Origin of the sequence: Flavobacterium humi, from assembly GCF_004745595.1 — a bacterium.
GTDB classification, from domain to species: domain Bacteria; phylum Bacteroidota; class Bacteroidia; order Flavobacteriales; family Flavobacteriaceae; genus Flavobacterium; species Flavobacterium humi.
Window position 1 is genome coordinate 26,713 of sequence record NZ_SRLH01000007.1, and the last position, 24,662, is coordinate 51,374.

The 24,662-nt window shown below is 43.7% G+C and carries 20 protein-coding genes; 9 read left to right on the forward strand and 11 right to left on the reverse strand.

Features of this window, described 5'->3' with window-relative positions; all coding sequences use genetic code 11:
* Nucleotides 1-79: 79 nt before the first annotated feature.
* The 9 genes from E4635_RS12620 to E4635_RS12660 all read left to right on the forward strand — a co-directional run bounded on the left by E4635_RS12620 (nt 80) and on the right by E4635_RS12660 (nt 9,466).
* Nucleotides 80-1,201 carry a glycosyltransferase family protein gene (locus E4635_RS12620; RefSeq protein WP_135527064.1) on the forward strand — a complete coding sequence of 374 codons (1,122 nt, stop codon included), beginning with the start codon at nt 80-82 and terminating at the stop codon, nt 1,199-1,201.
* A gap of 4 nt (nt 1,202-1,205) precedes the next feature.
* Nucleotides 1,206-1,982, forward strand: coding sequence for an FkbM family methyltransferase (locus E4635_RS12625; RefSeq protein ID WP_246020780.1), 777 nt, complete (start codon nt 1,206-1,208; stop codon nt 1,980-1,982).
* 13 nt (nt 1,983-1,995) lie between these two features.
* On the forward strand, nt 1,996-3,465 hold the full coding sequence (locus tag E4635_RS12630; protein WP_135527065.1) for a lipopolysaccharide biosynthesis protein: 1,470 nt from the start codon (nt 1,996-1,998) through the stop codon (nt 3,463-3,465).
* A 146-nt stretch (nt 3,466-3,611) separates the two neighbouring features.
* Nucleotides 3,612-4,697, forward strand: coding sequence for a DUF6600 domain-containing protein (locus E4635_RS12635; protein WP_135527066.1), 1,086 nt, complete (start codon nt 3,612-3,614; stop codon nt 4,695-4,697).
* A gap of 103 nt (nt 4,698-4,800) precedes the next feature.
* Nucleotides 4,801-5,367, forward strand: coding sequence for a Crp/Fnr family transcriptional regulator (locus tag E4635_RS12640; RefSeq protein WP_135527067.1), 567 nt, complete (start codon nt 4,801-4,803; stop codon nt 5,365-5,367).
* Nucleotides 5,368-5,473: 106 nt separating this feature from the next.
* Nucleotides 5,474-6,682 (forward strand): MFS transporter, encoded by a 1,209-nt coding sequence (locus E4635_RS12645; RefSeq protein ID WP_246020784.1) that lies wholly within the window; start codon nt 5,474-5,476, stop codon nt 6,680-6,682.
* 52 nt (nt 6,683-6,734) lie between these two features.
* On the forward strand, nt 6,735-7,514 hold the full coding sequence (locus E4635_RS12650) for a type 1 glutamine amidotransferase domain-containing protein (RefSeq protein ID WP_246020786.1): 780 nt from the start codon (nt 6,735-6,737) through the stop codon (nt 7,512-7,514).
* Nucleotides 7,515-7,972: 458 nt separating this feature from the next.
* Nucleotides 7,973-8,482, forward strand: coding sequence for an XRE family transcriptional regulator (locus E4635_RS12655; RefSeq protein ID WP_135527068.1), 510 nt, complete (start codon nt 7,973-7,975; stop codon nt 8,480-8,482).
* 426 nt (nt 8,483-8,908) lie between these two features.
* Complete coding sequence (locus E4635_RS12660) at nt 8,909-9,466, forward strand: DUF4494 domain-containing protein (RefSeq protein ID WP_135527069.1); 558 nt, start codon at nt 8,909-8,911, stop codon at nt 9,464-9,466.
* A 145-nt stretch (nt 9,467-9,611) separates the two neighbouring features.
* On the opposite strand, the gene E4635_RS12665 is transcribed toward E4635_RS12660, so the two are convergent.
* The 11 genes from E4635_RS12665 to gcvP all read right to left on the reverse strand — a co-directional run bounded on the left by E4635_RS12665 (nt 9,612) and on the right by gcvP (nt 24,514).
* Nucleotides 9,612-9,971, reverse strand: a complete 360-nt coding sequence (locus E4635_RS12665) for a GIY-YIG nuclease family protein (protein WP_135527070.1) — start codon at nt 9,969-9,971, stop codon at nt 9,612-9,614.
* Between the two features lie 301 nt (nt 9,972-10,272).
* On the reverse strand, nt 10,273-11,331 hold the full coding sequence (locus tag E4635_RS12670) for a 3-oxoacyl-ACP synthase III family protein (protein ID WP_135527071.1): 1,059 nt from the start codon (nt 11,329-11,331) through the stop codon (nt 10,273-10,275).
* Between the two features lie 124 nt (nt 11,332-11,455).
* The gene (locus tag E4635_RS12675) at nt 11,456-11,833 is read right to left on the reverse strand and encodes a group III truncated hemoglobin (RefSeq protein WP_135527072.1); all 378 of its coding nucleotides are present in this window, start codon (nt 11,831-11,833) and stop codon (nt 11,456-11,458) included.
* Between the two features lie 85 nt (nt 11,834-11,918).
* On the reverse strand, nt 11,919-13,733 hold the full coding sequence (locus tag E4635_RS12680; RefSeq protein WP_135527073.1) for an IucA/IucC family protein: 1,815 nt from the start codon (nt 13,731-13,733) through the stop codon (nt 11,919-11,921).
* Nucleotides 13,734-13,735: 2 nt separating this feature from the next.
* Nucleotides 13,736-14,320 carry a GNAT family N-acetyltransferase gene (locus tag E4635_RS12685; RefSeq protein WP_135527074.1) on the reverse strand — a complete coding sequence of 195 codons (585 nt, stop codon included), beginning with the start codon at nt 14,318-14,320 and terminating at the stop codon, nt 13,736-13,738.
* Nucleotides 14,321-14,332: 12 nt separating this feature from the next.
* Nucleotides 14,333-16,729 carry a GNAT family N-acetyltransferase gene (locus tag E4635_RS12690; protein WP_135527075.1) on the reverse strand — a complete coding sequence of 799 codons (2,397 nt, stop codon included), beginning with the start codon at nt 16,727-16,729 and terminating at the stop codon, nt 14,333-14,335.
* Nucleotides 16,730-16,740: 11 nt separating this feature from the next.
* Nucleotides 16,741-17,847 (reverse strand): heparan-alpha-glucosaminide N-acetyltransferase domain-containing protein, encoded by a 1,107-nt coding sequence (locus E4635_RS12695; RefSeq protein WP_135527076.1) that lies wholly within the window; start codon nt 17,845-17,847, stop codon nt 16,741-16,743.
* 2 nt (nt 17,848-17,849) lie between these two features.
* Nucleotides 17,850-19,178 (reverse strand): lysine N(6)-hydroxylase/L-ornithine N(5)-oxygenase family protein, encoded by a 1,329-nt coding sequence (locus tag E4635_RS12700; RefSeq protein WP_135527077.1) that lies wholly within the window; start codon nt 19,176-19,178, stop codon nt 17,850-17,852.
* A gap of 6 nt (nt 19,179-19,184) precedes the next feature.
* Nucleotides 19,185-20,714 (reverse strand): pyridoxal phosphate-dependent decarboxylase family protein, encoded by a 1,530-nt coding sequence (locus E4635_RS12705; protein ID WP_135527078.1) that lies wholly within the window; start codon nt 20,712-20,714, stop codon nt 19,185-19,187.
* Between the two features lie 140 nt (nt 20,715-20,854).
* Nucleotides 20,855-21,487, reverse strand: a complete 633-nt coding sequence (locus tag E4635_RS12710; protein WP_135527079.1) for a LuxR C-terminal-related transcriptional regulator — start codon at nt 21,485-21,487, stop codon at nt 20,855-20,857.
* A gap of 177 nt (nt 21,488-21,664) precedes the next feature.
* On the reverse strand, nt 21,665-24,514 hold the full coding sequence (gene gcvP, locus E4635_RS12715) for an aminomethyl-transferring glycine dehydrogenase (protein WP_135527080.1): 2,850 nt from the start codon (nt 24,512-24,514) through the stop codon (nt 21,665-21,667).
* Nucleotides 24,515-24,662: the final 148 nt, after the last annotated feature.

A 24,662-nucleotide genomic window follows, 5' to 3' on the forward strand; every position in this document is an offset into this window, starting at 1 on the left:
AAAGTTCCCTCTTTCTAATGAAAATAAACATTTAGAGCCGAAATATCTTTATTTTTGTGTGATTAGAAAAATCTGTCACTTGAAAAAGAAGAAAATAGCCTTTATTGAATTGGAAACCCATTCGGCGCTTTTGGAGCAATGGTATTTTTTGCTGGCAGCGATGGAATCTGTTGATTTTCATTTTTTTGTAAGCCAAAAGGTCCTGGACAAGCTCTCGGCCATCCCTTCGCACCATCTGACTTTGATTGCCGATGCTACGGAAATTGACGCTTTTTCTTCAGGGTACGACGCGTTTTTAGTGAATACCCTTCATAGGGATTTTAAGGATTTTGAAAAGTTATTGGCCTTAAAACCTGCTTTGGTACTGGTACACAACCTTAATTTCAGCTTGTTTTTCCAATCCGTTTCATGGAAAAATATCTGGACAGAGAAACAGTGGCTGGTTTATTTCCTGAAATTGTATTTCCGGGAAAAAGTAGGCCAAAACCGAAAGGTCATCGGCAACGCTTCCCATTACGGAGTGCTTTCGCAGAGCCTTTTTGAGACCATCCAGGAAAAAGGAAAGGCAATAGCCGGTAAAACCAAAGTGTTGCAGCTCAATTATAATAAGGAATCCCGGTTTGAGGCTTTGGATGAGATCCGGATTGTCATGCCCGGGAATGTTTCCGGGAAAAGAAAAGACATCCGGTTGCTGTTTGGCTTATTGCCCAAGCTTGACCCGAAATCCAGGCTGCATATCATTTTTTTAGGGAAACCGGAATCCAAGCATGTATTGCATCGGATAGAACAACTCAAAAAAACCTGCTCTGAAAAGATAATCCTGACGCATTTCCCAGGGTTTATCCCTTGGGAAGAATATAGCACCGTGATTTCCAAGGCCCATTTACTTTTGTGCCCCATAAAAATAAAGACTTCTTTTTACTGGGTTACAGAATGGTACGGGCAAACCAAAGTGAGCGGGAGCGAAACCGATTGCATTTACAACGGAAAAATAGGCGTGTTCCCATCGGCTTACCCTAAAATGGACTGGCACAACCTGTATTACGATAACGAAAAAGAACTGGCCGGGATACTCAATGGCCTTGATTTGGAAAACCTGGAAAAAGAATATGGAAAATTACAGCCGTACCTGGAAAAATATACGTTCCAATCGGTGAAAGAACAAGTAGAAAATCAGTTGCTGCAACTGGCAAACACATAATAAGATGCTGAAAATATTAATAAAATTGGCCTATACATTTTGGCCTTCGCTGTATAAAAAACGTTTTTTCAAATCGCTGGATTCCTTGCCTACTGGCCATTTCAAATGTGAACCGGAATTGCTGTACCTCAACCAGGTGCTAAAGGATGATTCTGTTTTTATCGATATCGGGACCAATAAAGGGATTTACCTCTACCAAGCTGAAAAAATAATCACAAGAGGTGCCATCATAGGATTTGAACCGAATAAAAAACTGGTGGCATTTGTTTCGAAATTGTTCAAAACTGCCAAAGTATATCCTTTTGCCGTGTCTTCAAAATCAGGGGTTTCGGTGTTGAACATTCCCAAAAAAGGGAACGGTTTGCAAGATACGCGCGCTTCGCTGGAATCGTTGGGCGATGAGGTTGAAAAAATAGAAATAGAAACTGTCCGCCTTGATGATTGGGCAGCAAAACAGGGCATCACAAAAATCGATTTGATAAAAATTGATGTGGAAGGGCATGAATTTGATTCGATAAAAGGATGTGAGGTTATTTTAAAAACCATCCGTCCGGTTTTTATCATTGAAATCGAATTGCGCCATGCGACTTATCCGATTGAGGCCATTTTCAGTTTTATTGCAAATTTTGGTTATGATGTCTTTTATTTCGACAGGAAAAAATTGATGCCTGTCTCGTTTGACGTTTCCCAAATGGCCGATTTCCAGAAAGACGAATACCTGAACGATTTTAATTTGTATATCAATAATTTTATTTTTGTCCCGAAGCAATCTAATTTATAACTCATAACTAAAAATGTCACTAGTAGCCAGGCAAAGCATAAAATACAGTTTCGTTGGATATTTCAGCGTGCTGATCGGTGTTTTTTCCACGTTGTTCATTTATCCCAACGACCTGGAGTTTGCCGGTAAGTTGCAATTTATCCTGCCAACTGCTTTGTTGATTTTGCCAGTGGTGACCCTTGGGATCCTGCATGCCAATATCCGGTTTTTCCCACGGATGTCCCAAAGCGATGACCAGCATAACCTGCTGAAATTCTCCGCATTGTTCATTGTTTCCAATTTTGTCCTGGTCAGTGTATTATTTGTGGCGGCCTCTTTTGTATTCCCGAAAGTAAGGCAGACGGATTTATGGGAAATGGCGCAATATGTGTTCCCTGTTTTGCTTCTGTTGTCCTTAATCCAGTTGCTGTCCAAATATATTTCCATTAAGAAACGCATCGTTGTTCCCAATATTTTCGAAAACGTATTCCCTAAAATCGGGATGATTTGTGCCTTTGTGGCCTGTTTTTATTGGAAAGCAGCAGAAAGCACGGCTGTCTGGATCCTGGTCTTTTCCTTTTTGCTGGCTTTACTAGGAATGATCATCTATCTGCGGAAGCTGGACCCTATGCCTGTCAAAACTTCCTTTCAATTCCTTAAGGAAAACAACTTTCAGAAAGAACTGATGACCTATTCTTTTTACACCTTTTTAGGAAGTATGGGTTCGGTGGTTGCCCTTAATATAGATGCTTATATGATTGGTGAATTCCTGAGTTTTTCCGATGTGGCCATTTACAATACCTCGCTTAACCTGGTCAGGATGATTACTGTTCCGGCTTTGGGTGTGTACACGATTTCGGCCCCAATTATCGCCGGGTATGTAGAGGACAATAATATGGCAGCCCTGAAGGAGTTGCATCACAAAACCTCCTTGTATCTGTTTACCATCGGTGCAGTCCTCTTTGGGTTGGTGGCTGTCGGGATTGAAGATTTGTTCCTGCTGATGAAAAACGGGGATAAACTCGCCAAAGGCCTTAATGTCGTTTATATTACGGGTTTTGCTTTCCTGTTTGACCTGGCGACGGGTTTCAACGGGTATATCATTACGAATTCCAAATATTACAAATTCAATAATACGACAACGGTGGCTTTGGCTTTGCTAACGGTAGTAACCAACCTGTTCTTCCTTTTTTACCTGAAACTGGGAATTGTAGGGGTTTCCATTGCGTTTGCCATTTCGCTTACGGTGTATAACCTAATCAAGATTTGGTTCAACTACAGGAAATTCGGCGTGCATCCGTTCAGTACAAAATACCTGTACGTTTTAGGATTATTGATCCTGGCGTTGGTTGTTGGGAAATTACTGCCCGACTTCGATGCTAAATTGGTAACGCTTTGCTACAAACCGGCTGTTGCTTTTGTGGTTTTTGCCCTGGGTAACCGGCTTTTTAATATTATTCCGCTTAAGGAAGTGATGCCCAAATCGTTGTTCGGGAAGAAATAAGAAACATGCGTATAGGGTTGCATGCGATTTTTCTCATGGAAATTATGCAACAACCACACTTTCCCCTATAACATTAAATAGCAACCGTTTTATAATTTTACCCTGTTAAATGTACCGGAAAATGACTAGTACCAAACTATCAGATTATGGAAACATTAAGGAAAAATACCGCCCTGCTGTTACTGTGTTTAGGAATGATGGGAACAGTGCAGCACACCACAACAGCGCAGACTGCTGTGAGTTTTCAATTGTTTTATGATAATTTAAGTGTGCACGGCAGCTGGATCGATGATCCGCATTACGGCTACGTATGGTCTCCGCGATTAGGCCGTGACTTTGCCCCTTACCGTACAAACGGGTACTGGGCCTATACAGATATGGGCTGGACCTGGGTTTCCGATTACTCTTGGGGATGGGCACCTTTCCATTACGGGCGCTGGTTTTACGACTCCTATTACGGATGGTTGTGGGTTCCCGATACCCAATGGGGGCCTGCATGGGTAACCTGGAGGTATTATGACGGCTATTACGGCTGGGCAGCTATTGGCCCGGGCATCAGTATTGATGTTGCTTTTGGCAGCAGTTATTCCGTACCGTACAACCAATGGGTATTTGTCAGGGACAGGGATTTCTGCAGAAGGGATGTGAGCCATTACTACGTACGAGCTTCCAATAACGGGACTTATATCAAAAAAGCGGTAGTAATCAACAACATCCACAACGGAAATAACGGAAGGTACAATGCCGGACCGGACCGGGGCCATGTGCAAAAAAGGATCGGTACTGCCATTACACAGGTGCACCTGAAAGATCGTGACAAGCCCGGACAGCATATGACCAAGAGCGAATTGCAGCTTTACAAACCCCGTGTCGAAAAAGGCAATGCTAAAAAATCGATGCCTGAAAAATTCGTTACCCGGAAAGAACGTGGCATATTAAATAACAAAATGGAACAGCCCAAAAAAGAAGCGGCCCGCTTGCCCAGCCTCAATCAAAATACCGAACGGAAAGAGCCGCAAAGAGGGATCATCCGCGGGCAGGAAAAACCGGCTCAAAGAGAACAACGGGCCCCGCTTCCAGACCTGAGACAGGAGCAACCTGCGCCAAGGCCGGTGTTACCCCGCATGAATACGGAACAGCCCCGGAACAATCCAGGGAACCAACCGCTTCCGGACCTTCGGGGAACCAGGCAGGAAAAGCCTCATCATGAAAACAAAGGCAGGAGAGGGTAATAACCGTTTTTGCAGCGTTGCTATTCCATCCAATGGAGAAACCAAGCGTGTAATTTTCCATAACAAATTTTGTAAAGTATAGTTTTTGAAATACTTTTAAGCGATGGAACAGCACTACTTATTACTCCGAAAGCACATAGCGGAGATTTGCGAACTTACCGATGCCGAATGGGACATCGTTTCCCGGGTTTTCACTTATAAATCCTTAAAAAAACACCAATTCCTCATACAGAAAGAACAGTTGGTTCCTTGTGAATATTGGATTATCAAAGGATTGACAAAAGCATATGCCATAGACGGCAATGGGAAGGAGCACATCCTGCAGTTTGCCATGGAACAGTATTGGACCAGTGATTTCAACGCTTTCCAGAACAAAGTACCTGCGGCGATTTTTATTGATTGTATAGAAGATTCCGAATTTTTCTGCCTCAAATGGGAAGACCGGGAATACCTGTGCCATGAAATCCCGAAGATGGGGCATTTCTTCCGGATAAAGTCCCACCACGGTTATATTGCCCTGCAGCAAAGAATCCTTTCCTTGCTTATAGAAACCGCTGAAGAACGCTACAACAACCTTGTCAAAAAACTGCCAAAACTCATCCAGAGAGTTCCTAAAAAGTTGTTGGCCGCCTATTTAGGGGTTACCCGAGAAACCCTTAGCCGTTTTTAAAAAGCTATAAAGTGTGATCTACATCACTCCAAAACATTGACCTACCTCATCGTCTGTGAATGGCAACTAACGGAACTTTGTACCGTTAATTTTTAGCAACACAGATATGAAATCAACAATGTATACCGTTACTGCAGCCCAAAGCAGTGTTACCAAGAAAATACCGGCCGCTTTGTGGGCCCTGACTATCAGTGCCTTCGGGATAGGCACAACAGAATTCGTTATTGTAGGCCTGTTGCCGACCGTTTCGGCAGACCTTGCCATCAGTATTCCATCGGCCGGAATGCTGGTAAGCCTGTATGCCTTGGGCGTAGCTGTCGGAGCACCCATCCTTACCGCACTAACCAGTAGTATCCCCCGGAAAAAACTACTCATTTACCTCATGCTGTTGTTTATTGCCGGGAACGGATTGGCTTCTGTGGCACCTAGTTTTACTACCTTGGTCATTGCCAGGATTATTACCGGTTTTGCCCATGGGGTTTTCTTCTCCATCGGTTCCACTATTGCCGCGGCTTTGGTTCCGGCCCATAAGAGGGCATCGGCCATATCCATTATGTTTACCGGACTGACCGTAGCTATTGTAACAGGGGTTCCTTTCGGGACATTCATCGGGCAGCAGTTTGGGTGGAGGGCCACTTTTATCGGTGTAGCCTTATTGGGAGTGATCGGATTAATTTCCAGTTGGATCCTGGTTCCGGACGATATTAAAAGCGAAGGGAAAGTGGCTGCAAAGGACCAGTTCAAAGTCATTACCAATGGCCGCCTGGTTTTAGCCTTCCTGATGACCGCTTTGGGATACGGAGGGACCTTCGTGGCTTTTACTTACTTGTCCCCGATCCTTCAGGAAATTACCGGTTTTTCAGAATCGATGGTAAGCATGGTCCTGGTTTTGTATGGAGTAGCCATTGCTTTAGGTAATTTGGCAGGAGGGAAAGTGGCCAATAAAAAACCGTTGAAAGCCTTACTGTGGATGTTCGTCCTGCAAGCCATAGCCTTAGTGGTTTTTACTTTCACGGCGAGCGATCCGGTATGGGGCATCATCACGTTGTTCTTCATGGGAGCACTTTCGTTTTCCAATGTTCCTGGATTGCAATTGTATGTAGTGCAGCTTTCGGAAAAACATTTACCTGGAACCGAAGATGTAGCTTCTGCTTTTAATATTGCCGCCTTTAATGTAGGAATCGCTATTGGGGCTTATATTGGAGGAGTTGTGGTCGAATCTTCTTTAGGGTTGCCCGCCACTCCCTGGATTGGGGCCATACTCGTAACTGCCGCAATTGTTGTAACTTTAATAAGCTCAAAAAGAGCAAAATAATAACTTTGGTATCCATCCAAGATAATAGTAACAATCTTTTAAAATACATAACATGAAAACAACCACCCGCTTTTTGAAAACAATTGTAATGGTCGTCGCGGCAGGCATTTTTACATATCCTATGACCGATGCCACGGCGCAAACTAAAAAAAACAAAAATATGAAAAAGAAAATTTTATTTGTAGTCACCAGTCATGACAAAAAAGGAGCTACGGGAGAAGCTACCGGTTTTTACCTAAGCGAAGTGACCCATCCCTGGGATGTGTTGCAGCAAGCTGGTTATGAAATCGATTTTGTGAGCCCAAAAGGAGGTAAGGCACCCATTGACGGCTTTGATCTGACCGATCCCGTAAACAAAAAGTTCTGGGACAATGCCCAATACAGAAGCAAAGTGGAAAACACCATGAAGCCATCAGATGTAAACCCTAACGATTACATAGCCATCCATTATGCCGGTGGCCACGGAGCGATGTGGGATTTTGCCGATAACAAGGAACTGGCAAGCCTGGCCGCAAAAATATATGAGAACAATGGTGTTGTAAGTGCAGTATGCCATGGGCCGGCTGGCTTGGTCAATATCAAATTAAGCAACGGGAACTATCTGGTAGACGGCAAAAAAGTAAACGGTTTTACCAATGAGGAAGAAGTAGCGGTACAATTAGACAAAGTAGTGCCTTTTGCCCTGGAAACCCAACTGATTGCGCGCGGTGCCAAATTCGAGAAATCAGGCCTGTGGCAAGAGCACGTAACTGTTGATGAGCGTTTGGTAACGGGACAGAACCCACAATCAGCGCATGCCGTTGGCGTAGCGGTACTGAAAGAATTGGAATAGAATATGTGGCTTCGGCTTCGCTCAGCCACCGGAAAAGGTTCGTTCAGCCACCGGAGAAGCTTCGCTCGGCCGCTATGGTTTCGGAGATTGAGCGGAACGGAGATTGAGCGGAGCCGAAATCGGAGTGTGGCTTCGGCTTCGCTCAGCCACCGGAGAAGCTTCGCTCAGCCACCGGAGAAATTTCGCTCAGCCACCGGAAAAGGTTCGCTCAGTGACCGGAGAAGCTTCGCTCAACCATCGGTGGTTCGGAGATTGAGCGGAACGGAGATTGAGCGGAGCCGAAATCGGAGTATGTGGCTTCGGCTCCGCTCAGCCACCGGAGAAGTTTCCTAAAGAAACGCTGTGCTTATATTTTATTTTTCAAAAAATAAACACGCTTTTTGTGTTTAAAAAATATTTTTTAAAAAAAAAAGCACCATATTTGTGTTCGATTTTATTTATTTTTAAAATAAACACAAATGAAAGATACTACTATAAAAGACCATTTGGGCTTAACGCAAGAAGAAATGGCAATGCTTTTAAGGATAACCGTAAGTCAATGGTCTATGTATAAATCAGGAAAACGAAATATTCCTGCGGATGCTAAAAAGCAATTGGGCTTCTTATTAAAAGGTGTTCAAGAAAAAAAACAGGATTCAAAAATCACAGAACAGTTTTTAAGAACCGAAAAGGAAATAACAAAACAAAAGCTGAAGCAGGATTATTTGAAAGCTCAAATTAAAATATATCGTTTGGAAAAAGAAATCGAAACCGTCGAAAAACAACGATTGGAGTCCTTTGCCGCCCTTGAAGCAGTTCATTACCTGGAAACCCAACCTCAGGAAAAATATGTTCTTGATTTGCTAAAGATCATACAAAATAGAGCTGACAAGGCGCTTATCAAACATAGTTTATATAAATTGGAACAAATGCATTTGCAAAAAGAAGCTATCGAAATAGTGAAAGATAAAATCGGGAAGAAATTGTAGTATGTGGCTTCGGCTTCGCTCAGCCACCGGAAAAGCTTCGCTCAGCCACCGGAAAAGCTTCGCTCAGCCACCGGAAAAGCTTCGCTCAGCCACCGGAAAAGCTTCGCTCAGCCATCGGAGAAGCTTCGCCCAACCGCCATGGTTTCGGAGATTGAGCGGAACGGAGATTGAGCGGAGCCGAAATCGGAGTAATCGAAATGTAGTATGTGGCTTCGGCTTCGCTCAGCCACCGAAAAGCTTCGCTCAGCCACCGGAGAAACTTCGCTCAGCCACCATGTTTTAGGAGATTAAGCGGTACGGAGATTGAGCGGAGCCGAAATCGTAGTTGAACCTTCGATCCTACCTGTAAAAGAAAATAATAACATAAAAACAAAAAAAATATACCTTATTTAAACTCTAAATTTGCCTCCCTTAAAACAAAATAAAATGAGCACAATCTGGTACGAATGCAAAGTAAAATACAGAAAAACCGATGAAACAGGAATACAAAAAGTGACAACAGAACCTTATTTGGTAGATGCTTTATCGTATACCGAAGCCGAAACCAGGATAACCCAGGAGATGATGGCTTACATAAGCGAAGAGTTCAAGATTACCAATATAAAAATGGCAGGTTATGCAGAAATACATCCTTTTGAGAATACGGACCGTTGGTTCCGTTCGAAAGTATCCCTGACTGCTTATGACGAAGAAAGCGGTAAGGAACGCAAAACAAACCTCTATTTGTTAATACAGGCTAACGATGTCAAGGAAGCCTATGATAACACTGTTACAGCCATGAAAAACACGATGGGGGATTATACGATCCCGGCCATTTCCGAATCTCCGATTATGGATGTTTTTCCTTATTTCAGTGGAGAAGAAGACGGATTGGCGCAACTTGAAAAGTTCAACAGCCTAAAAGCTTCCAGGCCCGCAATGCCGGAAGAAACGGAAGACCACATGGAGTTTGACCCTGAAGTTGTAGCGTCATTTGAGGAATAGCTGGCTTCGACTTCGCTCAGCCACCGTGAATTACGGAGATTGAGCGGAGCCGAAATCGTAGTATGTGGCTTCGGCTACGCTCAGCCACCGGAGAACCTTCGCTCAGCCACCGTGGATTACGGAGATTGAGCGGAGCCGGAATCGTTCATTCTTCTGTTTGACGAATGTGATGTATTGGTGGTTGAGCGGAGTCGAAACCACCATTGTGATTATTAAAATGGGTATCATTCATGCATTGTGCAGCTTCTTTTAATGATTTTTCACAACCATCAATTAACGCTTCTTTCTTTTTTCTGCTCCAGCCCTGTATTTGTTTTTCTCTATAAAAAGCCGCGTCAATACGATCGTACTCTTCATAATAAACTAAATTTACGGGTAATCTTTTCTTAGTATGATTAGCTCCTTCGCCATTTTGATGTTGTTCTAACCGTCTTTCCAGATCAATTGTGCTTCCGGTATAATAGCTTTCGTCTGAACATTTTAAAATGTACATATATCCTTTCATAGATATTTTTTTTATCTAATATAAGAAAAGTTTTGGCTTCGGTGGCTTCGGCTCCGCTCAGCCACCGTTGATTGCGGAGATTGAGCGGAGTCGAAATCGTAGTGTGGCTTCGGCTTCGCTCAGCCACCGGAGAGGTTTCGCTCAGCCACCGGAGAGGCTTCGTTCAGCCGCCGAGGGTTACGGAGATTGAGCGGAGTCGAAATCGTAGTAATTGAAATGGAGTATGTGGCTTCGACTTCGCTCAGCCACCGTGGATTGTGGAGATTGAGCGGAGCCGAAGCCACCTATAGCGGAGCCGAAGCTAACAACGATATAAAACCGCATTGATATTCATACCGGCGCCAACAGAAGCAAAAAGTACGACATCTCCTTTGTAGAGCCCTTGGTTTTCTATTTGGCCCCTCATCAGCAGGTCATAAAGTGTAGGCACTGTCGCTACGCTGCTGTTCCCTAGTTTATGGATGCTCATTGGCATTACCCCTTCAGGAGGGCACTCTTTGTACAATCGGTAAAAACGCTGTATGATGGCTTCGTCCATTTTCTCGTTCGCTTGGTGTATGAGCACCTTTTTTACCTGACCGATAGTGATGCCGCTTTTGTCCAGGCAAGCCGCCATGGCTTTAGGAACCTGGTTTAGTGCAAACTCGTAGATCTTGCGCCCGTGCATCTTGATATACCGTACATCCGGATCATGGTCCTTATTAAAAGAATTCCCGAAGAATAAATAATATGCCTCATCGTAAGTGAAAGAAGCGCTTTCGTGTGCGAGGATACCGCCTTCCTCTTCCGTTGCTTCAATAATAGTAGCACCCGCACCATCGGAATAAATCATGCTATCCCTGTCATGGAGGTCTACCACACGTGATAAGGTTTCGGCACCAATTACCAGGCATTTTTTGGCCATGCCCGCCTTGATGAAAGCCTGCGCCTGGATAACACCTTCTATCCAGCCCGGACAGCCGAAAAGCATGTCATAGGCCACACATTTAGGGTTCCTGATCTTCAGGTCAAATTTCACACGGGTTGCCAGGCTTGGCAGGATGTCCGTTTGGATCGCTCCTTTTTTAACATTCCCAAAATTGTGGGCAAAAATGATATAATCGAGGGTTTCAGGGTCTATTCCTGCATTTTCAATGGCCTTTTTGGCTGCGATGGTGGCAATGTCTGATGTTAGCAGGTCATCCGAAACATAACGGCGTTCTTCAATACCGGTAATGTCATGGAATTTCTCGGTAATGGTTTCGTTTGGTAATGGAAAAGGAGAACCGTCATCATTTAGGAAAACATGTTTGGCAAAATCATGATTGGTTACGATTTCCGTAGGAATATAGCTACCTGAGCCGGTTATTCTGATGTTCATCTTTCGGGGGTTTATGGTACGAAAGTATCAATTAAATTATAAAAACCTGCTAAAAACTTAAAAACCCAAAGAATATTACAAAATATTCAGTTAACCTTCGCTTAATTTAGTGATAATATAAAAATTATCCCTTTTGATTTATAATCTTAATTTGCATAATGGTTGCAATACTCAGGGCCTGTGTCTTGATCTGTTCTGCTTTATGGCCTTTAAAATGCTCATCGACAGTTGTGTAAAAATGATTTAGCCATATTTGGAACAGTTCGGGGGTCAGGTGTTCTTTCTTGTTAATATCCAGATGAATCTGCGTTAGGTTACGGTCATAACCGCCGGTGCCCAAAATCCCCTGTGACCAGAAAGTGACCAATACCGGCAAATGCTCCAGTATCTTGATCTTGACAACATCTGTAAAAATATAACTAATGGCAGGATCCGCTAAAAGTTTCTTGTAAAATTCATCTACGAGCAAATAGAGGTCGTCCTGGTTCTGAATGTCTTTCATCGAAAAAAATGTAAACCCTTTCAGCGTCAAGCCAAAGCTTTTTTGTGCCGAAAGGATTTACAAAGGTAATCAAAACTGAAATGTATTAAGAGTTTACAAGCTTAAAAACAGCAATAGGATTTGTTAATTTACCTACAAACTGAAGGCTTTTGACGGGTTCTGCCAAATCAAGCATTTGTTTGTTGTTTTTCAGTTGCAGGCGGTTGAGGCAACAGCAATCGAATTCAGGCATAAACAGGTCGTATTTCCGGAAACGGTTCGCCAGTTGCGGGTTTTGTGCCTGGTAATCGTTAATGCAATCTGCTACCCATTTCCAGAAATAATGCTCTGGCACACCAGCCTGTTCATAAAGGATGTGTGCCAGGAAACGGAAATAAAAATCAAAGACATCATTAAAAATACACAGGATTTTCAGTTCTTCCGGTATATCTACATAGATGCGCTTTGCCTTTTCCGGCAATGGTATTTCAGGGTTGAAGACCATGACTTCTTCGGTAATATCCTTCATAATGGTTTTTACTGGTGTGTGGTTTTCCATGACCAAAATCAGGTTTTCCCCATGTGGCATAAAAACCATTTCATGATGGTAGAAACAATGGATCAGGGGCGAAAGATAGGCCTCAAGATATTTCTTGACCCATTGCCCGGCTGTCAGCCCTGATTTTTGTATCAGGTACGGAACAAGCGCTTTCCCTGACTGGTCCACATGCAATAAGGCGGCCATAGTCATGAGGTTTTGCCCTTTGTTGAGTTTAGGGATAGGGCTTTCGCGCCAGAGCGTGGCAAGCATCTTGTTGTGCGGGATGGACCGGCCCAGTTTTTCATACAAAAAATTACGGTACCCGAGGGTTGCTACTTCTCCGAGCAGTGTGAATCCTTTTTGTTGTAGGTACGGATCGTTTTCGACCAAGCCTGCAATCCATTCGGTAATGACCGGTGTGCTTTCCATATAATAAGGAGAAAGGCCTCTCATAAACCCCATATTCAGGATCGAAAGCGCGGTCTTGGCATAAAATTTCTCCGGATGGCTGGTATTGAAAAAAGTCCTGATAGATTGCTGTGCCGCATACGAGTCGCTTCCGTAACCCAGGTAAACCAAAAGGTTTTCGGCTATATCAGCGGCAAAAACCAGTGCAAGTTTGTTGTGCCATTGCCATGGATGGACGGGGAAATAGTAATACTCCGAGCTATCCAGGCCTTTTCCTGCCAACACCGAATCAAAGCCATCCACATCCTTCTGGTCCAGTTCCTGTTGGATCAAAAAAGAATAATCGACGGTTTTGGTCCCTGAAAAAACAGCCCTGCTTTTATGTCCTGCCAGCCAGAGCAGCTGGATAGGCTTAAACGCTTCGGGAGCATAGGTGTCATAATCGATGGCATTAAAACCAATCCGCCCGGAATTTGCGACAAAGCAGGGATGGCCTTCAGTCATAGCGTGTTCAATGGTTTGGTAGTCCTGGTCTGCCAGGGCTTCGGATGTAAAACCCTCCGATGCGATCATATACGCTTTGCTGTAAATCGTGCTGGTAATTTCCTCCAGGTATGTAGGCAGTAGTTCGGCGGCAATACCCAAGTTTTCCTGGAATTCGAGGATAAAATCAGGCAGGCTTACTTTGGCTTGTTGGCCGCTAACGTATTTTTGGATGGAATTGGTTTTTATATTCCAGTGGTTCAGGTTCAGGATTTGAGATTGGAAACGGTATTCGATTGTTTTGTCCACATTCCGGATTTTGTAATTCCCCCAGGAACCTTCCCGGCTTGTCAGTTCGGGCAGGAGCAGGAATTCGTGCGCAAATTCGCTAATGGTTTTCCGCAGCAGCAGCAGTGTAGCTTTGTCCCAGTTTTCGGTCGTGAGGTGCCGGATGCTTTCCGACGGCATATAATTGTTATGAGCAGTCATAGTTATGATTTTTGAAGCGCGTTATGGTAGTGTTCCTGTGTGCAAAAAGCCAAATGGGCTGTTTTGTGTGGGAGTTCGATGATTTTTTGGTATTCGAAACCTGCTTTTTGGTTGAGCAGGTGGATCTTGTCGTTCCTCACATCGGGTTCTACCACTATCCGTTTCACATCAGCATGGCTGAAAAGAAAATCCATAATGACCGTAAAAACATTCCAGGTAAAATTTTTGATAGGTGTTTTGGCAGGAGCAACAAGTATGTGCATGCCTTTATCGCCTTTGTCAACGGTATAATAATTCCCGATCAGGTCTTCCGACGGATTATAGCATTCCAGCAAAAAAGCAGTTTCCGAATTGAACAATCCCATATATACTTTTGAATGTTTGAGTATATTTTGGTAAGCGGTTTTTACTTCTTCCAAAGAAAATCCGGTCATGCCCCAGTATACGGCATAATCAAGGTTTACCCATTGGTGTACCAGTTCCAGGTCGGTTTCGGGATCTATCGGGCGCAGCTCGAAAAGACCTGTTTGCAGCACTTCCTTCTGAAAAACCACCGTTTGAGCAGTCGGGTTGGTATTTGTTGTCATGGTCATTTTTTGCTATACGGTTATTTTTTTAAAACTCGCTATCGGGTTTTGCAGTTTCCCCTGGAATTGCAAAAGGGCCACAGGGTCATCCAGGTCAATCATGGTCTTGTTGTTGTTTAGTTGAAGGCGGTTCAGGCACGACAGCTGGAATTCAGCAGTAAAAAGGTCGTAACGCTCGAATTTGCTTTCCAAATGCGGATGTTCCTCCTGGTATTCATGAATGCAATCTGCTACACCTTGCCAGAAATCCTCTTCGTTGTACGCAGCATGTTCCACTAAAATAGCTGACATAAAACGGAAGAAACCATCAAAGATATCAATGAAAACAGATAGCAATTTTACCTCTTCAGGCACTTCGGCATACATCCTGCTGAGGTTCTCCGGCAATGCAATGTCCGGGTTGAGGATTACGGCTTCTTCTGTAATGTCTTTCATAAAGGATCTCACAGGAATATTGTTTTCAAATCCTAAAATGATGTTTTCCCCATGCGGCATAAAGACGAGGTCATATTGGAAAAAACAGTGCAGTAATGGGCTTAAATAGGTCCTGAAATACTCCTGCAGCCAATCATAGGTATTCAGCCCGGCAGCTTTGATGATCTCCGGCAGCAAAGCATTTCCTTGCGTATCGACATGCAATAACGAAGCCATGGTCATGAGCCGCTCGTTTTGGTTTAGGAAAGGCACTGGGCTCTCCCGCCATAAGGAAGCCAGCATTTTATTGTACGGATTGTGTTTCCCGAATGCTTCAAAATAAGGATTGATGTAACTCACCGAAGCCACTTCGCCTAACATCGCAAAGCCTGTTTTGGTAAGGTAGGTATCTTTGGAAAGCAGGTTTTCGAGCCACTCGGCCATTTGCGGTGCAGAACCCAGGTAATATACCGGAAGGCCCCTCATAAAACCCATGTTCAGGATGGATACCGATGTTTTGGTATAATGTTTTCCCGGATTGCTGGTATTGAAGAGCGTCCGGATGGATTGCTGCGCCTGGTACAGGTCCGGGCCATAACCCAGGCAGACGAGTTTGCTGGAAGCCAGTTCGGGAGAAAAAAGATTAGCCAGTTTGTTGAACCATTGCCATGGATGTACCGGGATAAAATAGTAGTCGTTTGGCGAGAGGCCCCTTTCCAGCAATACGGTATTGAAAAGGGCAATAGTATCCTGGTCCAGTTCCTGGCGGATCAAAGTGTCGTACGGAAGGGCTTCTGTACCTGCATAAACTGTTCTGTCCCGATGGCCCGCGAGCCACAATATCCGGAACGGATTCCCGGTTTCGGGCGTATAAGCCACATAATCCATCGTGTTGAAACCGATTCGGCCGTTGTTGGCCACAAATCCGGGATGGCCTTCCGTCATGGCTTGTTCTATCGTCTGGAAATCGGCGGTGGCCAATTCTTTTGCCGTAGGGCTGGCCTTTAGGAGCTTGTAAGCACTGCCATACAAAGTGCTGGTGATTTCTTCAATATAAGAAGGCAGGATTTCTTTTGAAATGCCCAGGCTTTCCTGGAATTCGGTTATAAAAAGAACGGCATCTAAAGGAAGAACCGCATTGTTTTTTGTTTTGGTTATTGAAAGCGGCTCAATATGCCAATGGTTCAGCGCGAGCAGTTGTGCCTTAAACCGGTATTCTGCAGATTGGTCATTGGACAGTAAGGAATAATGGCTCCATTTGCCGTCCTGGTTTTCTTTTTTGGGCTGTACCAACAGTTCGTGCGAAAACTCGCAAAGGGCTTTGCGTACCAGCAAACGGTTTGCTTTTTCCCAAACTTCCGGCTGGATATGTGCAATGGCTTGGTGTGGGTGCTGTATTTGATTCTCAAGGTTCATAGTAGTGTTGCTAAGGATGTAATGATTTATTTTTTGGATAAATTGTTCTCGGGTGCAAAAGGCCAGTTTCGCGGTTTTATGGGGGAGCGATACTATGGCTCCGTCTTCGAACCCGACACGGTGGCAAATGGCAAACATCTTTTTGTTCCGGATATCCGGTTCCACGACGATGCGCTGTACGGTAAAATCACTAAAGACGAACTTCAGGATGGTGCTGAAAATATGCCAGGTAAACTGGTGTACAGGTTGTTCGGCCGGAGCCACAATCACATGGATGCCGCAATCGTATTTTTTTACAGTATAATAATTGCCAATCAAGTCCTGCTGAGGATTGTAGCGTTCCAGAAGGAAAGAAACCGTCCCGTTTATGGTTCCGGTAAAAACATCGGAATGGGTTATTATCTTTTGGTATTCGGCCCGGACTTCTTCCAGGCTTTTGCCCAACATTCCCCAATATTGCGCATATTCCTGATTGACCCAGTGATGCAGTATCGGGATGTCTTTTTCCATATCGAACGGGCGAAGTTCTATGGAGCCGAAACCGGCAATGGTAGCAGAGAAAACTACTTTCGTATTCATAGCTTTTTGTTTTAATATAGTGAAGAGGCCAGGGGTTCTTTTTTCAGGGATTTTTTCACTTGTTTCTTTATTTTGTTGTATAGGACCTGGATGCTGATTGAAAGGCTTATAATCACCGGAATCAGCAAAAGGATGGTCGTTTGCGTATGGCTCCAGAACCCGATGAGGTACATGCCCCAATTGATGGCCGTCCATTGTATGACATACAAACTGGTTACATGCTTGCTGCAGAAAATGAGCGAACGGAATATTTTATTCGGCTTGACCGAGGTTACCATAAGGTTCGTCAGCCAAAGGAAAATTAGGTTGAGCCCCATCAGTAAAATACTTCCGCCAGGACCCAAATGGTAATAATCCCCGAAATGGTAATCATAATTAAGAAAGTTGCATATGATTCCGATACTTAGGAAAACACTGCCCACGAGCAGCATTTTTTTGAAGAACAGCGGTTGGTTTCCTTCTAGTTCTTTATACCATCTTCCAAAAAACATGCCTAGCAGGATGAATGAAGCCCATGGGAAAACAGGGAAATAAACATTGAACTGGTTGCTGAAAAACAGGTCGCAGAGGTAATGCAAGCCTTCAACCCCAAACCTGAAACCGCTCAGTTCTTTCGAAATCGACGCGATAAGCAATGCGATGGCCAGCGGCACATATTTGTTTTGGCTGAAATGATTGATCAGTCCCATCAAAAAGAGCGTCAGTCCCGCCAATTGCAAGATATCGCCCAACAGCAAAAAGAAGACACCGGTCCTGAACGTCCCTGAAGCCAGGCCGTACGCTTGTACAAAAGCATCGGGCAGCCCTCCAAAGAAAAGCTCCGGAACCAGGAACTTTAAAGCATTCATCCCATAACCGACACCCAAAATATAAAGCCCCCGTTTGCATACTGATTGAAGGGATTGCCGTCTTGACAATACAAACGAAATGCCCATGGTCACCAGGAACATCGGTGTCCCTTTCCCGACAAGGAGGATGAATTTTCCCAGCAGGGATTCTGTTTGCGTTGGGATGTCCCCGTAAATTAGCATGGTATGGATCATCATCATCAGGATGACGCTCAAGCCCCTGGCTATGTCAATGGCTAAAATCCTATTGTTGTTGTATTCTTTTTCCATGGTTATGAAAGTGTTTCGATTGGTTCTTCGATTAATTCATGGTCAGCGATGCCAAATTGCTGGAAAGCGATTCGGGTTTCAATCGGATAATGCTCCACTCCGGTAAGTTCCCGGATGATATAGGAATTCCTGTAGCAGGCCATTCCCAGGTCCGGGGTTACAAAACCATGGGTATGCAATTCGGCGTTTTGTACAAAAATCTCATTCCCGGCCGTATCGATGGCATAGTTGCGATGGGCATCAAAACGTCCTTTTTCGTCCCAGCGGATGCGGGAAGCGATTCCTTTTATAAATCCCGGAAGCTGGTAATGGTAACCCGAAGCCAATACTAAAGCATTGGTGGTATGGCGATAACGCTTGTGTAGCTCATCATGGTAAAATTCCAGTTTAAAAGCTTCGGAAGTGGGATCATAAATAGCTTTGGTACATTCCGAATTGGTTTTTAGGCTGATTTTGATGTCATGGCTGATTTTTTTGGTATAAATCGAAGTGAAGATCCCGTCAATAAGGTCTTTGTTAATCCCTTTGTACAGATGCTTTTGCCTGGCCAGCAGATCTTCTCTTTTCTGCGAAGGCAATTGGTAAAAATAATCCACATACTCAGGAGAAGTCATTTCCAGCGTCAGTTTGCTGTAATCCATCGGGAAGAAACGTGGAGATCGCGTAATCCAATGGAGTTTGTAACCATGGATTTCTATTTCCTGCAACAGGTCATTGAAGATTTCGGCGGCACTCTGCCCACTGCCCATAATGGTGATTTCTTTTTGGCTTTGAAGATGTTCTTTGTGTTGCAGGTATTCGGATGAATGAATGGCTTTGCCTTTCAATCCTTGACATGATTTAGGGATATAAGGTACGGTTCCGGTCCCAAGCACTAGTTTTTTGGCCGTATAAATGGTGGCTGCTTTGGTTTGGGTGCACTGGGTTGTCACGATATAAAGTTTATGGATAGCATCATAGTCAATATGCGTTACTTCCGTATTAAAATGGATGTTAGGCAATTTGGCCGCAGCCCATTGGCAGTACTGGTTGTATTCATTGCGCAGCAAAAGGAAATCTTCCCGGATGTAAAACGAATACATTTTCCCTTTTTCCTTGGCATAATTCAAAAAACTGAAAGGGTTTGTCGGGTCGGCCAAAGTAACCAGGTCGGCAAGGAAAGGAATCTGGAGGGTGGTATCCTGCAAAAGCATTCCCGGATGCCAGTTGAAAGAGTCGTTTTTATCAAAAAACAATCCGTTGAGGTTTGCTATAGGTGCGGTAAGGCAGGCTAATCCAAGATTGAACGGGCCCACGCCAATGGCAATAAAATCGTATGCGGTATTTTTCATTGTAAATTAATTGTTTGAGGAATAATGCTGGCCGTGGTGTACAATCATTTCGATGATTTCTTCAATATCTGTTGCAGTAGTCAGCGGGTTTAAGAATGTAAACTTGAGGTATACGGTTTGGTTTACTTTGGTACTTGTAATAATGGCTTTCCCTTCATTGAAAATGGCTTTCCGGATGTAGCTGTTCAGGTTGCAGTACGAAGAATCATTGCCGTTATAAGGCGTGTACCTAAAAACAACGGCACTTATTTCGGGTTGGTTCAAAACTTCGAAATCGCTCCTGTTTTGAAGCAGCTGCGCCGTAAACTGTGCATTTTCAATAACCGAATCCATAAACTGGCCCAAGGTATCGGCACCCATCACCCGGAGTGTCATCCAGAGTTTCAGGGCGTCAAACCTGCGGGTTGTTTGTATGGATTTTTTGACCATGTTCGGGATACCTTCGTCTTCCTGTTCTTTCGAATTAAGATAATCCGCATGGTATTTGATATAATCCACGAACGATTTGTCCCTCATGAAAAAACCGCTGGAACTTACCGGCTGGAAAAATGTTTTGTGGTAATCAATCGTTACCGAATCCGAAAGGCCGATGCCCATAAGTTTCTGTTTGTGCTTTTTACTCAGCAGAAGCCCGCCGCCGTAAGCCGCATCCACATGGAACCATAAGCTGTTTTCTTTAGCAATAGGAGAAATGTCCGTTAGCGGATCAATCGAACCGAAATCTGTAGTGCCGGCTGTTCCTACAATGGCTATAGGGATATTGCCCAGTTCTTTTTGTTGTTGTATTGTTTTTTTAAGCGCGTTTACATCCATTTTGTAATTTTTATCCACCGCTACAGGAACCACTGCATTTTGCCCCAGACCTAATAAACTTAGGTTTTTCTTGAGGCTGAAATGACTGATTTCCGAACACAATACCTTAAATTTATTGGCCTCAGAAGGCAATCCGTCCATTTTAGGATCCATGTTGTAATGGGTTTTTATATAATGGTCCCTGGCCAAAAGCAGCCCCATTAAGTTGGATTGTGTCCCGCCGCTGGTAAATATCCCGTCGCCATTGGTAGGATATTGCAATTTCCGAAGGGTCCATTCGATAAGTTTCAATTCGATAAAAGTGCCGCCGGTGCTTTGGTCCCAGGTATCCATCGAGGAATTTAAAGAAGAGATAAAAGCTTCTGCCACAAGGGTTGGAGTCAGGATCGGGCAATTCAGGTGTGCAATATATTTGGGATGATGGAAATTGATGACATCGTTTACATACAGCTCTTTTAGTTCTTCCAATACATAATCGATTGAATGTTGCTGGTCGTCGTACAAGGAAACGGCATCGCATTTTTCCTTTAGGGAAGATAAGGAAGCGCCACTGAACGGTTTTTCATTTTCCAGAAGATGATTGCTGATCATCCTGACTGCTTTTGCCATACTTTCCTGGTAAGCAGCCACAGATTTTTTATTGTTTGAAAAGAGGTATGTGTGGGTTTTGTTTTCCCTGATAGACTTCTCCAAATCAATACTTAAAGGCTCTTGTAAGTTCATTGTTTCGTTTTATTTAGATTGATTCTAAAATATTAATGAAGCAAAATTACTGTCGGCCTCGACTATAGGCAATACTATAATTGTAGGAAAATACCTAATTTATATAAGGTACTCCACCTACTATAAATAGGGTAGGGGTATTATTTAATTTTGTTTTTTAGCGCATAAAGTATGATCTCTGAGGTAGAATTCACCCCGATTTTCTTCATAATGTTTTTTCTGTGTGTCCTAAAAGTATGAATGCTGATAAACAATTCGTTGGCGATGGAATTGCCTTTGTTTCCTTTGGCAATCTGCCTGACAATTTCAAGTTCACGGGGCGTTAAGTGCAAGCCTTTGCCGTTATCCATTTCAAAAAACCGATCCACCATGAGGCTGTACACTTCCGGGCAGACATAACGGCCGCCTTTTTCGATTTTGGCCAGGGCGTCAATAATAAATTGCTCTTCGCAGTTTTTGCTTACATACGCATTGATCCCGCTTTGCAGCAACAATGATATGTTTTGCTGGTTTTGACAATCCGTAATAATGATCACGCAGCACTCCGGATGTGTATTTTTGATCAGGCTGATATCAGAAGTTTGGAAACCGTGCACTTTTTGCGGATCGATAACCAATAAATCAACGGGTTGTTTTTTAAGCTGCCGGAACACAGTGGCCCGGTCATGCAATTCTTGAATTTGTGAGTGTTGGAGGTGCTTTTGCAGTACATGTTTCAAACCAATCCTATGGAGGCATTCCTTATCAGCTATGACGATATTCTTGAAGAACATTTGTATTAATTTAGACTGGATAAAAATAACAAATATTTGCCACCCGCTATATTATTTTTGGAAGTATTTTTCTTCAAATGTAAGATGGCGATAGATTACGGTTCCGGTTGAAGCATTGACCAAAAAAATAGCCCTGACGTTTCCGAAAGGGCTATTTTGAATGGTATGGGCTACAGATTAATGTTCCATGTAAGCCTCAATTGGCGCACAAGAACAAATCAAATTCCTGTCACCAAAAGCATCGTCTACACGGCGCACTGATGGCCAGAATTTGTTTTCCGCGATATAATCCAAAGGATAAGCCGCTTTTTCTCTTGAATAAGGTAAATCCCAGGTTTCGGCCGTTAACATGGCCAAAGTATGAGGTGCATTTTTTAATGGATTGTTCACATCTTCCGCAGAAGCCTGTGCGATTTCTTTTCTGATGGAAATCAAAGCGTCGCAAAACCTGTCCAGTTCTCCCAAATCTTCAGATTCGGTAGGCTCGATCATTAAGGTGCCCGCTACCGGGAAAGAAACCGTCGGGGCATGGAAACCGTAGTCCATCAAACGTTTGGCAATATCGGTAACTTCTATTCCGTTTTGTTTGAATTCGCGGCAATCCACAATCATTTCGTGAGCGGCACGCCCGCATTCTCCGGTATACAAAATCGGGAAATGCTCTTCTAAACGTGCTTTCATGTAATTGGCGTTTAAAATGGCATGTTCGGTAGCGCTTCGCAAACCTTCCGCGCCCAGCATTGAAATATATCCGTAGGAAATCAGGCAAACCAAGGCCGAACCATAAGGCGCTGCAGAAACAGCTGTAATTGCCTTATCTCCGCCTGTCGCCACAATAGGATTTGTTGGTAAGAAAGGCACTAATTTTTCGTTGACACAAATTGGCCCTACACCAGGTCCGCCGCCGCCGTGAGGGATGGCAAATGTTTTGTGCAGGTTCAGGTGGCAAACGTCTGCACCAATGGTAGCCGGATTTGTCAAACCAACCTGTGCATTCATATTCGCACCATCCATATAAACCAAACCGCCGTTGTCGTGGATCAGTTTGGTAATTTCAATGATTGAAGATTCGTAAACCCCGTGTGTAGACGGATAGGTTACCATCAAACAAGATAAATCATCTTTGTGCTCAATAGCCCTTGCTCTTAAATCTTCAACATCGATATTTCCTTCCGGAGTGGTTTTGGTCACGATGATTTTCATTCCCGCCATTGCTGCTGAAGCCGGATTGGTCCCGTGTGCCGATGATGGGATCAAACATACGTTCCTGTGGCCTTCGTTTCTTGAAATATGGTACGCACGGATAGCCATCAAACCGGCATATTCTCCCTGTGCACCAGAGTTTGGCTGTAATGAAGTACCTGCAAAACCGGTCACGACATTCAGTTGTTGCTCCAGTTTTTTAAGCATGGTCAAGTAACCTTGGGCCTGGTCTGCAGGAGCAAACGGGTGGATACTGTTCCAGTTCGGCATACTCAACGGCAGCATTTCTGCGGCAGCATTCAGTTTCATGGTACAGGAACCTAAAGAAATCATCGAATGGTTCAAGGATAAATCTTTACGTTCTAATTTTTTGATATAACGCATCAACTGGCTTTCGGAATGATGGCTGTTGAACACATCATGCTGTAAGAATGTTGAGGTTCTGATGGATTGTTCCGATAAGTGTACTTCTGTAGATGCATCCGAAACGTTTACGCTTTCTTTTCCTGTAGCTTCCGCAAAAATGGCAATAATCAGGTTGATATCGGCAATTGAAGTGGTTTCGTTGAAGGAAATGGAAACAGATTTGTTGTCCGGGTAGAAGAAATTCACTTCGTTTTTCTCAGCAATAGTTCTTACTTTGGCAGCATCGGCATGTACCAAAATGGTATCGAAGAATGCTGTATTTGCCTGGTTGATACCTATCGAAGACAGTGCTTTTGCTGTCGTAACCGCTGAAGCATGTACTTTATCGGCAATATATTGCAAACCTTTCGGCCCGTGGTAAACGGCATACATTCCGGCCATTACCGCTAATAAAACCTGCGCCGTACAAATATTGGAAGTTGCTTTTTCACGTTTGATGTGCTGCTCACGGGTTTGCAAAGCCATACGCAACGCACGGTTTCCGTTAACATCCTGTGAAACACCAATGATACGTCCCGGCATAGAACGCTTGTATTCTTCTTTGGTAGCGAAGAAAGCCGCATGAGGCCCGCCATAACCCATCGGGATACCAAAACGCTGTGAAGTCCCTACAACCACATCAGCCCCCATTTCGCCAGGAGAGGTCAATTTTACCAAAGATAAAATGTCAGCCGCTACGGCTACTTTGATTTCTTTTGATTTTGCAGTGCTGATAAAGCCCGCATAATCATAAACTTGTCCGTATTTGCCCGGATATTGCAGGATGGCTCCGAAAAAGTCTTCTGAAAAATCGAAAGTTTCATGGTTTCCTACCACCAATTCAATACCGATAGGTGTGGAACGTGTTTCCAAAACAGAAAGCGTTTGCGGCAATATTTCTTCGGAAACAAAGAATTTATTAGCGTTGTTTTTCTTTTGGTCGCGAGTCCTAACGTCAAATAATAAAGCCATGGCTTCTGCTGCAGCTGTCCCTTCGTCAAGAAGCGAAGCATTGGCTATTTCCATTCCGGATAATTCGATTACCGTGGTTTGGTAGTTTAACAAAGCTTCCAGACGGCCTTGCGCGATTTCTGCCTGATAAGGCGTATAGGCGGTATACCAGCCCGGGTTCTCAAAAATATTTCTTTGGATAACCGGAGGCACGATCGCCGGATGGTAACCCAAACCGATATAGGATTTGAATACTTTATTTTTTGCGCCTAACTGCGAGATGTGGGTTAAATACTCATATTCAGTCATGGCAGGATCCAATTGCAGGTCGTTTTTCAAACGGATTCCATCTGGAAAAGTTTCATAAAGCAATTGTGTCATGTCTGTAACGCCAATGGTTTTGAACATGTGTTGTTGATCCGATTCTCTCGGGCCAATGTGTCTTAAAGCAAATGCATCTGTTTTCATCAGTTTGTGTACTGTTTGTTATGTGTTTGAGGAAATTCCGAATTACCGCAAACGAAATTTTGTGTTGTGTTTTAAAGCGAACAAAAATAATTATTAATATCCTAATATTCTTGTTTTTTAACGCCAATTTTTGGCAGATTTTTTAACT

What these genes read in the sequence shown, in the direction of transcription:
- E4635_RS12625 (WP_246020780.1), top strand. Translation starts at nt 1,206, where the DNA reads ATGCTGAAAATATTAATAAAATTGGCCTATACATTTTGGCCTTCGCTG.
- E4635_RS12630 (WP_135527065.1), top strand. Translation starts at nt 1,996, where the DNA reads ATGTCACTAGTAGCCAGGCAAAGCATAAAATACAGTTTCGTTGGATAT.
- E4635_RS12635 (WP_135527066.1), top strand. Translation starts at nt 3,612, where the DNA reads ATGGAAACATTAAGGAAAAATACCGCCCTGCTGTTACTGTGTTTAGGA.
- E4635_RS12640 (WP_135527067.1), top strand. Translation starts at nt 4,801, where the DNA reads ATGGAACAGCACTACTTATTACTCCGAAAGCACATAGCGGAGATTTGC.
- E4635_RS12645 (WP_246020784.1), top strand. Translation starts at nt 5,474, where the DNA reads ATGAAATCAACAATGTATACCGTTACTGCAGCCCAAAGCAGTGTTACC.
- E4635_RS12650 (WP_246020786.1), top strand. Translation starts at nt 6,735, where the DNA reads ATGAAAACAACCACCCGCTTTTTGAAAACAATTGTAATGGTCGTCGCG.
- E4635_RS12655 (WP_135527068.1), top strand. Translation starts at nt 7,973, where the DNA reads ATGAAAGATACTACTATAAAAGACCATTTGGGCTTAACGCAAGAAGAA.
- E4635_RS12660 (WP_135527069.1), top strand. Translation starts at nt 8,909, where the DNA reads ATGAGCACAATCTGGTACGAATGCAAAGTAAAATACAGAAAAACCGAT.
- E4635_RS12665 (WP_135527070.1), bottom strand. Translation starts at nt 9,971, where the DNA reads ATGAAAGGATATATGTACATTTTAAAATGTTCAGACGAAAGCTATTAT.
- E4635_RS12670 (WP_135527071.1), bottom strand. Translation starts at nt 11,331, where the DNA reads ATGAACATCAGAATAACCGGCTCAGGTAGCTATATTCCTACGGAAATC.
- E4635_RS12675 (WP_135527072.1), bottom strand. Translation starts at nt 11,833, where the DNA reads ATGAAAGACATTCAGAACCAGGACGACCTCTATTTGCTCGTAGATGAA.
- E4635_RS12680 (WP_135527073.1), bottom strand. Translation starts at nt 13,733, where the DNA reads ATGACTGCTCATAACAATTATATGCCGTCGGAAAGCATCCGGCACCTC.
- E4635_RS12685 (WP_135527074.1), bottom strand. Translation starts at nt 14,320, where the DNA reads ATGACAACAAATACCAACCCGACTGCTCAAACGGTGGTTTTTCAGAAG.
- E4635_RS12690 (WP_135527075.1), bottom strand. Translation starts at nt 16,729, where the DNA reads ATGAATACGAAAGTAGTTTTCTCTGCTACCATTGCCGGTTTCGGCTCC.
- E4635_RS12695 (WP_135527076.1), bottom strand. Translation starts at nt 17,847, where the DNA reads ATGGAAAAAGAATACAACAACAATAGGATTTTAGCCATTGACATAGCC.
- E4635_RS12700 (WP_135527077.1), bottom strand. Translation starts at nt 19,178, where the DNA reads ATGAAAAATACCGCATACGATTTTATTGCCATTGGCGTGGGCCCGTTC.
- E4635_RS12705 (WP_135527078.1), bottom strand. Translation starts at nt 20,714, where the DNA reads ATGAACTTACAAGAGCCTTTAAGTATTGATTTGGAGAAGTCTATCAGG.
- E4635_RS12710 (WP_135527079.1), bottom strand. Translation starts at nt 21,487, where the DNA reads ATGTTCTTCAAGAATATCGTCATAGCTGATAAGGAATGCCTCCATAGG.
- gcvP (WP_135527080.1), bottom strand. Translation starts at nt 24,514, where the DNA reads ATGAAAACAGATGCATTTGCTTTAAGACACATTGGCCCGAGAGAATCG.